9 protein-coding genes are annotated in these 11,284 nt (G+C 46.4%); 6 read left to right on the plus strand and 3 right to left on the minus strand.

Annotated features, from left to right (window positions below):
• The first annotated feature begins 56 nt into the window (after positions 1-56).
• Entirely contained in the window at positions 57-452 is a 396-nt protein-coding gene (locus ACH3Y6_RS09080) for a group III truncated hemoglobin (protein ID WP_490835283.1), read from the plus strand.
• 387 nt (positions 453-839) lie between these two features.
• Here the strand turns inward: ACH3Y6_RS09080 and ACH3Y6_RS09085 are convergent, their stop codons facing one another.
• Entirely contained in the window at positions 840-1,406 is a 567-nt protein-coding gene (locus tag ACH3Y6_RS09085; protein ID WP_490835284.1) for a fasciclin domain-containing protein, read from the minus strand.
• Between the two features lie 164 nt (positions 1,407-1,570).
• Positions 1,571-2,200, minus strand: coding sequence for a bactofilin family protein (locus ACH3Y6_RS09090; RefSeq protein WP_490835285.1), 630 nt, complete (start codon positions 2,198-2,200; stop codon positions 1,571-1,573).
• A 180-nt stretch (positions 2,201-2,380) separates the two neighbouring features.
• On the opposite strand from ACH3Y6_RS09090, the gene ACH3Y6_RS09095 reads away from it, so the two are divergent.
• From ACH3Y6_RS09095 to ACH3Y6_RS09105, 3 genes are all read left to right on the plus strand, one after another.
• A complete protein-coding gene (locus ACH3Y6_RS09095; RefSeq protein ID WP_490835286.1) occupies positions 2,381-2,845 on the plus strand; it encodes a bactofilin family protein in 465 nt (154 codons plus the stop codon).
• 69 nt (positions 2,846-2,914) lie between these two features.
• Entirely contained in the window at positions 2,915-5,833 is a 2,919-nt protein-coding gene (locus ACH3Y6_RS09100) for an FAD-binding and (Fe-S)-binding domain-containing protein (RefSeq protein WP_490835287.1), read from the plus strand.
• Between the two features lie 183 nt (positions 5,834-6,016).
• The gene (locus ACH3Y6_RS09105; RefSeq protein ID WP_490835288.1) at positions 6,017-8,887 is read left to right on the plus strand and encodes an FAD-binding and (Fe-S)-binding domain-containing protein; all 2,871 of its coding nucleotides are present in this window, start codon (positions 6,017-6,019) and stop codon (positions 8,885-8,887) included.
• 13 nt (positions 8,888-8,900) lie between these two features.
• On the opposite strand, the gene ACH3Y6_RS09110 is transcribed toward ACH3Y6_RS09105, so the two are convergent.
• On the minus strand, positions 8,901-10,121 hold the full coding sequence (locus tag ACH3Y6_RS09110; protein ID WP_490835289.1) for an exo-beta-N-acetylmuramidase NamZ family protein: 1,221 nt from the start codon (positions 10,119-10,121) through the stop codon (positions 8,901-8,903).
• 131 nt (positions 10,122-10,252) lie between these two features.
• Here ACH3Y6_RS09110 and ACH3Y6_RS09115 point away from each other — a divergent pair, with 131 nt between their 5' ends.
• Both ACH3Y6_RS09115 and panD read left to right on the plus strand, forming a co-directional pair.
• Entirely contained in the window at positions 10,253-10,753 is a 501-nt protein-coding gene (locus tag ACH3Y6_RS09115) for a cupin domain-containing protein (protein ID WP_490835290.1), read from the plus strand.
• A gap of 134 nt (positions 10,754-10,887) precedes the next feature.
• Positions 10,888-11,232: an aspartate 1-decarboxylase gene (gene panD / locus ACH3Y6_RS09120; protein ID WP_490835291.1), complete on the plus strand. Its 345-nt coding sequence runs from the start codon at positions 10,888-10,890 to the stop codon at positions 11,230-11,232.
• Positions 11,233-11,284 lie beyond the last annotated feature (52 nt).

An 11,284-nucleotide genomic window follows, 5' to 3' on the forward strand; every position in this document is an offset into this window, starting at 1 on the left:
CAGAAACCATCCCGCGAAATGAGTGACTGTATTGTACAAGATTAACCTGCTATCTTATGAAACGTGATATTGAAAACCGCGCTGATATTGAATTGCTGGTGAATAATTTTTACCAGAAAGTGGTATCCGACGATGTGATCGGTTTTATTTTTTCTGATATTGTTAAAATGAACTGGGAAAAACACTTGCCCATCATGTATGATTTCTGGGATAACGCACTTTTTTATACTGGCTCTTACTCAGGCAACCCCATGAATCTGCATAAACACCTGCATCATATACGTCCACTCAACAGCAAACATTTTACCCGTTGGGTAAATCTGTTTGTGGAAACGCTGGATGAATTGTTTGAGGGTGAAAAAGCATCACTAGCCCGACAGCGGGCCATCAGTATTGCAGCCATTATGGAAGAAAAAATACTGCAATATCGAAATGAGCACAAAATGATGTAAAAATAATTGCCACCCGGCCGAAAGGCCATGATTCAACCAAAAAGCATGGATATGTTCCATGCTTTTGTATTCCGGACCAACCAGTTTTCAGATGAACGTTACTGATATCCTCCCGGATCTCTGGTGAACGCGTATAGTTCTTTTTTACACATTGACATCCCTCTCCGGCTCAACCATACAAATCCATTTCAATTACACCGTTCTGCAAAACACTTACAAAATGATCCAGCATCCAGTATCCAGTATCCAGTATCTAGTATCCAGTATCCAGCATCCAGCATCCGCTACACCCTTCATCAAACGTTCACAACAACCCCAAAAAAAGCACGGGCAGGAATACCCATGCTTATCGCTCAAAAAAACAAGTAAACAAAAGTTTGTGATGTATTAGTTTTTGGCCGGTGGAGGCAACAGTACACCGTCGATTACGTGTACGATACCGTTGGCAGCTGGTATCGAAGCCACAATGGTAGCAGTTCCGTTCAGCATAACCTTACCGTCTTTTACACTTACAGTGATGTTACCACCATTTACCTGTCCGAGAACCTGTCCGTCCTGCAGCGATTCTGCCTTGTACACACCTACGGATACATGGTATTGGAGTATGTCGATCAATGCATCTTTCTTTTCAGGTTTCAGCAAACCTTCTACTGTTCCGGCAGGTAATTTGGCAAAAGCAGCATTGGTGGGGGCAAATACGGTGAACGGACCGGCATTGCTCAGGGCATCTACCAGTTCGGCAGCTTTAACGGCAGTAACCAGCGTAGTGTGGTCTTTGCTGCCAATAGCTACCTGAACCACATTTTTTTGTGAAGACTCATCCTGTACGCCGGATTGTCCTACAGCTACCTGTTCTGTGGTGCTGACTGTTTCTGTTGTTGTTCCTGATTTGCTTTCGCAGGCTGTGATTGCCAGCATTGCGAAACCGGCTACAACCATTAGTTTCTTTTTCATGTGCGCAGTTTTTTCTGAGTTGATGATAGAACAAATCTACTTGTCACAGAATTGTCAGATTGTGATTGAAATCATATCCTTCAAATAAAAATTTGGCTGTTTGCGGCATAAAAAAAGAGAAGGCGGGAACCTTCTCTTGCTAATAAATTTGGGTAAATAACCAGTCAGTTATTAGAGTCAGTATCATCATCGGTCTCCGGGTTCTCCGGGGCCTGGTAAGCCTGACCGGAACTACCTGTTTCCGGGCGGCTCTCCACATAAATGGTCTGATGGTAGAACTTGGTGGATGATTTAATCGAATTGAGCTTTTCCTGGAAAATGGCCAGGTAATTGTTGTCCTTATTGTTCTTGCCAAATGTATCTTTCAATTGGGCGAAAAGTTCATTGGAGCTGGACTCAAACACCGGTGTTTCCAGGCTTAACAGCTTGATATTGGCATCTACATACTGGTTCATCTCTGTATTAATGATGGTACAGTGGATATTCCCCTTTATGATGGAGTCTTTGCAGAGGTTCACTTTCAATGCATAGATTGAACCCTCAAATTCGCCTTCCACTTTAATATCGTTGCAGATGATCACACCGCGCATGATCCCGGTAGGGGTTATATTGATTGTTTTTTTGCTGTACAGCACCCCACTGAAGTTACCATCCAGGGTAATATCATTCTCAGAATCCAGGATACCCGAAATATTGGTAGAGCTGGTTATGAACAGTTGTTTGTCGTCAGCGACGCTCTGGCTGCTGTAACTGGAATTGGGATCGTGCAGCAGTTGTTCACGGAATTTGTTCATGGCAGAAAGTTTGTGATGGAATAAAAATAGGACATTTTATGACTAAAAATTAATGTTTTTTGATGAAAAACAGTATAAAAGTCCTTTTTGAAGAAATAACGATTACATGATACGGCCTGGTGAGGATGTATTTCATTTTCGCTATCTTCATGCTTCGTCCAATCATCCAGAACCCATTCTATGCTTTTTAAAAAAACAGAAAAGCCCAACGAGATATTACCTGCAGTACAGGTAGTCTCGGGTGGCGTTTACTTCGGTATCATCAAAACCGGATCACCCATTCGCATTGAAGGCGATTTCAAGGGGATCATTTTTTGCACCAATAAGGTTATTATTGATAAAAAGGCTTCCGTAAACGGAGACATACTTTGTCACGATGTAGTGATCGGTGGCCTGATAGAGGGTAATGTGATCTGTAAAAACAAATGTGTGCTTAACGAAGATGCGGTAGTGAATGGTGTGGTACGAACCGCACTGTTTGAGAACGGAGCTTCCAGTTCCGTTACCGGCCCGGTATATGTGAGCAAGGAGAACAATAGTATTGATGTAGATGAATATTATGAATTATTTAATAAGAAAGAAAACCTCGAAAAAGTAAAGGCAGAATACTTCTCACTGCCACAGAAACTGATCCTGATCACCTGATATGGGCATCTTACGGGGAGAATTAAGTATTTTTACGGTCTCTGCTGATTTTAAAACCGTATCGCTCCCATGAAGGCAAAGCTGCAGCTTCTCTCTGAACAACTGGAAGGTGACCTTTTTTTTGATACCACTATGCGCACGCTGTATGCTACTGATGCATCGGCCTACCGCGAAATGCCGCTCGCTGTTGCCATACCGCGCACCCGGGAAGATATCCGTAAACTGATCGCTTTTGCTGCCGCGAACCAAACCTCACTGATACCCCGTACCGCGGGCACTTCGCTGGCCGGACAGGTGGTGGGTAATGGGATCGTTGTGGATGTATCACGTTATTTTAACCGGATACTGGAGATCAATCCGGAAGAAAAATGGGTAAAAGTGGAGCCGGGTGTGATACGTGATGAACTGAACCTCTTCCTGAAGCCTTATGGCCTGTATTTTGGCCCTGAAACGTCCACAGCGAACCGTGCCATGATCGGCGGAATGGTGGGTAATAACTCCTGTGGCTCCAATTCGGTGGTATACCGTAGCACCCGCGAACACCTGCTGGAAGTAACAGCTTTCCTGAGTGATGGTTCGGAAGCGGTATTTGGTGAATTGAATGTAGACGCCTTTCATGAAAAATGTGAGCTGCCGGGACTGGAAGGAAAAATCTACCGGCAAACCCGCAGCCTGCTGAGTCAATATGAGAACCAGGTAGAGATCCGCAAAGAGTTTCCCAAGAAATCCGTGGAAAGAAGAAATACCGGTTATGCCATAGACCTGTTGGTAGATACCGAACCCTTTACCGCCGGGGGTGACTCTTTTAATTTCTGTTCACTGATTGCGGGTTCGGAAGGTACCCTTGCATTCATTACTGAAATCAAGCTGAACCTGGTGCCGTTACCACCCAGGGAGACCGGGTTATTGTGTGTACATTTTAATACCATTGATGAATCATTGCGGGCCAACCTGATCGGACTGAAATATCGTCCCAGTGCCAGTGAACTGATCGATCATTATATTTTGGAATGCACTAAGGAAAATATCGAACAACGAAAGAACCGTTTTTTTGTACAAGGTGATCCCGGCGCCATACTGGTGATCGAGTTCCTGCGCAATACCCGTGAAGAGATTCTGGCTATTACGGAAAAAGTAGCGGCTGAAATGCGTGCTGCGGGGTTAGGCTATCATTTTCCTGTACTGTTCGGAGAAGATACCAAAAAGATCTGGACCCTTCGGAAAGCCGGGCTGGGTTTGCTCGGTAACCTGCCGGGTGATGAAAAAGCCGTACCTGTGATCGAAGACACAGCAGTGGACGTAAACGACCTGCCGGCCTATATCCGTGAGTTCAACGAGATACTTACCCGGCATGGACTGCATTCCGTTCATTACGCGCATGCAGGCTCGGGTGAACTACACCTGCGGCCCATCATCAATTTAAAGACAGAGGAAGGCAACCGTTTGTTCCGGGCCATTGCCGAGGATGTGGCTACACTGGTAAAAAAATACCAGGGCTCGCTCAGCGGTGAACATGGTGATGGCCGTTTGCGCGGCGAATTTATTCGCCAGATGGTGGGAGAGAAGAACTACCGTTTACTGCAGCAGGTAAAGGAGTGCTGGGATCCGCAGCATATTTTTAACCCGAACAAGATCGTTGACACACCGCCGATGAACACCATGCTGCGGTATGAACCCGGCCAATTTACTCCCGAATTCAAAACGATCTTCCGTTTTCACCAGCAGAATATCCTGCAACATGCTGAACAGTGCAATGGTTCAGGTGATTGCCGCAAAACGCATTTGTCCGGCGGCACCATGTGCCCCTCCTTCATGGCTACACGAAACGAAAAAGATACCACCCGTGCCCGGGCCAATATCTTACGTGAGTTCCTCACACGCTCGGATAAGATGAACCGCTTTGATCACCAGGAGATCTATGAGGTAATGGATCTCTGCCTGAGTTGCAAAGCCTGTAAATCGGAATGTCCATCGAATGTGGATATGGCCAAACTGAAAGCAGAATTCCTGCAGCAGTATTATGATGTACACGGCGTTCCTTTCCGTTCCAGGCTGATCGCTAATTTCAGCGCTTCAGCCAAACTGGGTTCGCTGTTTCCATCGTTCTATAATTTCTTTGTCACCAATGCCCTTACCGGCAGCCTGGTTAAATGGTTTGCGGGTTTTGCACAGAAACGTTCCATGCCCACACTCTCGCACACGACATTGCGTAGCTGGTATGCCGGGCATCGTAAAAAAGCAATACCTGCTTCAGGACGAAAACTGTTTTTGTTCTGTGATGAGTTCACCAACTACAATGATGCACATATTGGTATTACTGCTATCCGGTTATTGGAAAGGTTGGGGTATACCGTTGAGATACCGCAACATGAAGAAAGCGGGCGTACCTGGTTGTCGAAAGGTCTTGTCAGGAAAGCACAGCAGATCATCAACCGCAATATTGAACAACTGGCGCCGCTGGTGTCTGCCGATATGCCACTGATCGGTATTGAACCATCGGCCATCCTTACTTTCAGAGATGAATATCCTGATCTGGCTTATGACCATAACCTGGAAGCTGCCAGGTCAATGGCCAAACATGTTTTCCTGATAGATGAATTTATTGCTGCAGAGATCGAAAAAGGCAATATCACCCAGGAGTCATTCACCCGGGAGAAAAAACTGGTAAAATTGCATGGCCATTGCCAGCAGAAGTCGGTTTCCAACCTGGCAGCATCTGTGATAATGTTATCATTGCCTGAACAGTATACAGTTGAGACCATACCGTCTGGCTGTTGTGGTATGGCAGGTTCTTTTGGGTTTGAAAAAGAGCACTATGATATTTCTATGCAGATAGGAGAGTTGGTGTTGCTCCCCACTGTCAGGCAGCAGCAGGCGGATACCATTATTGCCGCACCGGGCACCAGTTGCCGGCACCAGATAAAAGATGGTACGGGCAGAGAAGCATTGCATACGGTGGAAGTATTGTACCAGGCTTTACGAGGGTAATTATTTGTGCCAACAAACGGGGCTGCTTTACCATAGCGATCGGTTGCTGGTGGCGTATTTTTTTCTTGCAAGGACACGGAGGCGCAGGGAGCAGAGGATCAGGTTGTTTTTTATGGGTATTTGTGCGACAAACATAGAAACGATCTTTTCGGGTACCTGAATTGGATTAAATTTGTATCCATTATGTCCAGCCAACTCAAACAGGAAAGGAAAGTGGATATCGCGCTTGAGCTCAGCCAGTATTTTCCAGCCGAAAAATTGAAACTATCCCTTATCGACAGGTATGCTTTTGCAGGTGATGCCGGTTTTTACTACCTGCTGCCGGAAGCTATCGTACAGCCTACCACGGTCAATGATATCAAACGTCTGTTTCTTTTTGCCAATAGTAACCAGGTTCCACTTACATTCCGAACGGCGGGAACCAGTCTCAGCGGACAATCTATTACAGATGGCATACTGGTAGATCTGGCCAGGAGCTGGAAAAGCATGGATCCGCTCGATGATGGTGCAAGGGTACGGGTAGAGCCCGGGGCCATTGGTGCACATGTGAACCATAAGCTGAAGGAATATGCCGTTAAGATCGGTCCGGATCCGGCATCGATCAGTGCGGCAATGATGGGAGGTATCCTTTCGAATAATAGCAGCGGTATGTGCTGTGGCGTTACGCACAATTCATATCATACACTGGATTCGATCCGTTTTGTATTGCCGAGCGGCAAAGAATACAATACTGCCTACCGGGACGATTATTTCCGTTTTCAGGCGGGTGAAGATGTGCTGGCGGAAGGCTTGCGCAACATACGCAAAGAGATCCTGGCCAACCAGCCGTTGGTAGATAAGATCAGGAGTAAATACCGCATCAAGAATACAGTAGGTTATAGCATCAATGCATTTATCGATTATGAACACCCGCTGGATATCATGGCACACCTGCTGATTGGTGCGGAAGGTACACTGGGTTTTATTGCAGAAGCTGTGCTAAAAACCATTCCTGATAAACGTTACAAAGCTACCGGCCTGCTGTTTTTTGACAATCCGGTAATAGCTGCCGAAGCTATACCCGCTTTAAAAGCTACAGAAGCGGAAGCACTGGAACTGATGGACAGACCGGCTTTACGCTCGATAGAACACCTGGATTATTGCCCGGCAATAGTAAAAGAACTGCCTGCCCAAGCTACTGCCATTCTCTGTGAATACCAGGCATCTTCGGAAGAAGAACTGGCAAAGTTGTTGGAGAAAGCAAAACCGGTGATCGCCTCGCTACCTTTGCTGGATATCCTGGATTTTACCCAAGCCTCCTATGAACAGGCCAAACTTTGGAAACTGCGTAAAGGAATGTATCCCTCTGTGGCAGCGGTACGTGCCAAAGGCACCACCGCCATGCTGGAAGATGTTGCCGTACCATTGGAGAACCTGGGTAAAGCAGTAACCGACCTGCAATCTCTGTTTATCAAATACGGTTATACGGATGCGATCATTTTTGGTCATGCCAAAGAGGGTAACCTGCATTTCCTGGTTACACAGCCGGTGAATACCACCGATGAAATAGCTGTATTCGAGGCTTTCAACAATGAACTGGCCGATCTGATCATCAAAAAATACGACGGTTCTTTGAAAGCAGAGCATGGCACAGGCCGGCAGATCGCTCCTTATGTGCGCCAGGAGTGGGGCGATGAAGCCTACAAGATTATGCGCAGGGTGAAACAACTGGTAGACCCGTTGAACATATTGAACCCGGGTGTCATCATCAACAAAGATGACCGCTGTCACCTGAAGAATATGAAAACGATGCCCGTGGTGGAAGAAGAAGTGGATAAATGCGTGGAATGCGGGTACTGCGAGAACCGTTGTCCCAGCCGCAATTACACTTTAACGCCCAGGCAGCGGATACAGGTGCGCCGTTCAATGCAAAGACTGAAGGAGGAGGGTAATCTGGATGACTACCAAACGCTGCAGCAACAGTTTCAGTTTTCGGGGATGGATACCTGTGCTGTCGATGGCATGTGTGCCATCGATTGTCCCGTATCGATCAATACCGGGGAGCTGATCAAAAGGTTGCGCAGGGAAAATCATTCGCCCAAAGCGAACCGGATAGCTTTACGCGTGGCCAGGAACTTTGGATGGGTAGAAACAGTAGTGAAACTGGCATTGCATGGAGCCAATCTGATTAACGGGATCTTTGGTCCCGACAGTATGCGCAGGCTAACCCAGTGGCTCATCAAAAAAGTTCCCGGATTTCCACTTTGGAATAATTCGATCTCTTCTCCGGTATATATCCGTGGCAGAAAACCGTCTGCACCGGATATTGTGTATTTCCCCTCCTGTATCACGCGTATGATGGGGGCCGATAAACAGGATCCTATGTCGATCAACGAAGTGGTGGCATTGTTATGCAAACGCGCCGGTATGAAATTGTTTGTTGCCAACCATACTACCGGGGTTTGTTGCGGACAGCTGTTTTCCTCCAAAGGTTTTCAGCCCGCATATAAGGAAACAGTGAATAAGACCATCGAAACCCTATGGCGCTGGACAAAAGGTGGTAAAGTACCGGTGTTGATGGATGTGACTTCCTGTACACATTCACTTCACGGTTCCCTGCCTTATCTCACAGAAGAGAACCAGCAAAAATTTCAGCAACTGACCATCATTGACAGTATAGATTTCGCTGCTGATTACCTGCTGCCCCGGTTGAAGACCGCACAACAGGATACTCCGGTGGTGTTCCATCCCGTATGCACATCACATAAAATGAACCAGTTGCATAAATTGCAGGCTATTGGTAATGCTTGTTCAGTGAAAGCTGATATCCCCTTTTTGAGTGGTTGTTGTGGTATGGCGGGAGACAGGGGATTTTATTTCCCTGAACTCACAGCCAGTGCCACAAAAGATGAATCAGGTGAAGTGCGTGAGTTAACGAAACAACATCCGGCTAAGGGATATTATTCATCCGGCAAAACCTGCGAAATGGCCATGAGTGAAGCAACGGGCTACAACTATCAATCTGTTTTATACCTGCTCCGTAACGCTACCGATCCGGTGCGTATCCAAAAATAAACTGCCTGCTGTATTAAGGATACAGCAGGTATTTTTTACGCATCGATTTATATTGGGTTAATCCGGGCTCCCAGCTTTTCCTGATCTCAGCCTCAGGAACACCGGCTATGATCTGTTCCCTGAACTGTGTGGTACCGGCCAGTTTATCAATATTGCCCATTTCTTTGCTTTGTTTGTAATCGAAGAATTTCTCCTTGTATGGATATGCCTGGTATAATTCGATCATCCAGCTGATGTTCACCTGTTTTTTCTTGCGTAGCAGTTCGGTATTGTAGTTGCGTAGATCAAGTCCGTAACAGGTTTTGTCCATGTGCAACGGGGTCTCAGCCATTCCCTTGATGCCGGTGGGGGTGAAAGAGAAACTGTATTTGTCTTTTACATCCGGGTTGCCCAGCACTGTGAATGGGAAATAAGTGCCGCGCCCCTGGCTGAAAATGGTTCCCTCGAACAGGCAGAGGGATGGGTATAAGAGGATAGACTGTTGCGTATTGAGATTGGGAGATGGTTTAACGGGTAAGGTATAGGCCATATCGTGCGTATAATTGGCCACAGGTATGATGGTGATCTTACATTTTACTTTATTGGTCAGCCACCCTTCGCCGTTCACCATTTGGGCAAACTCACCCACGGTTAAACCGTGTGCGATTGGAATGGGAAACATGCCGATACCTGATTTCAGCTTCATATCCAATACGGGGCCATCAATGAAATAACCATTCGGATTAGGTCTGTCGAGGATGATCAGTTCCTTGTTGTTTTCGTAACAGGCTTCCATCAAACGTGCCAGTGCGTTGATATTGGTATAAAAACGGCAGCCCACATCCTGCAGATCATATACCATGATGTCCACATCTGCCAGGTCTTCCTTGCTGGGTTTGTTTTTACCGCCATATAGGGAGATCGCAGGGATACCGGTTGCCTGATCGATTTCGTCCGCCACTTTTGCACCGGCGCTGGCATTGCCCCGGAATCCATGTTCGGGTCCGAAAACTTTTACGATGTTGATACCGAGTTTTTTAAGACTGTCAACAAGGTGCTGTTTGCCGATTACCGTAGTGGGATTGGCCAGTACGGCAACGCGTTTACCTTGTAAAAGCGGCAGGTATTTTTCTGTTTGATCGGCTCCAGTGAGTATTGCTTTTTTAACGGCACCTGGTTTTTTTTGTGCAGGTGTAAAAAAGAGAAAAAAAACAGCCAGTAGACCGGCAAGCACAACAGTAATTTTTTGTTTCATAATCGGAGTCGTTAGCGCAGCTAAATATACAACAGAATTAGCCCGTGGGAACATACAATGAATTATCTCTGACGATCAGGAGTTTCTCGAATAAAAATATTCTTTGCAAGCAGGTAAGTGTAACTTGCAATATGCACACGGTAACAGAACTGGTAGAAAAATTTCAATTGATCCCGCATCCGGAAGGCGGTTATTATAAAGAGACATATCGATCGGCTGAAGAGCTGGAACAGGCATGCCTGCCCGGAAGATTCCGGGGCAACCGCGTATTGGCCACTGCCATTTATTTCTTACTGGAGCAGGGGAATTTCTCGGCTTTCCACCGGATACAAAGTGATGAATGCTGGCATTTTTATGCCGGACAAAGCCTGTTGGTTCATGTGATCCATCCGGATGGCAGTTATGCATTAGTAAAACTGGGGAATAACCTGTTGGCAGGCGAGGTGTTTCAGGCCGTGGTTCCTGCTGGTAGCTGGTTTGCATCTGAAACGGCTCCCGGCGGACTGTATTCTTTTGTAGGCTGTACCGTGGCCCCAGGTTTTGATTTTGCTGATTTTGAACTGGCGGAAGCTGATCATTTGACCGGACAGTATCCTGAACACCGGCTGCTGATCAGGCGGTTATGCAGGTAATATTGGGTCTTTACCGGCAGACTTGTTCCCGAACAGGAATTTAAGATACAGTTATCATTCAAACCTTTATTTTCGCGCCTTAGAAAAACCTGTAAACCTTTATTCTCCGTAGTCCTGTAAACTGATATCCTGACATGCAGATCCAGATACTCAAATCCAAAGTGCACCGTGCAACCATAACCGAAGCCAACCTGAATTATGTGGGTAGTCTTACCCTTGATGAAGACCTGATGGATGCAGCTCAAATGGTCGAATACGAAAAGATACAGGTGGTGAATGTGAACAATGGTGAGCGACTGGAGACCTACCTGATCAAAGGTGCACGGGGTTCCGGTGTTTGTTGTTTGAACGGACCTGCTGCCCGAAAAGGGGCGGAAGGGGATATTGTGATCATCATCTCTTATGGATTGGTAGAAATGACCGAAGCCAACAACTGGAAGCCGGTCGTTATTTTTCCAAAAGAAGGTAATAAACTCTGATCTGCGCTGCAATTGTTTTGCCATAACGCGTATTAAGGCAGTACCCGTATTG

Source organism: Sediminibacterium sp. FW305-C-269 (assembly GCF_058231045.1).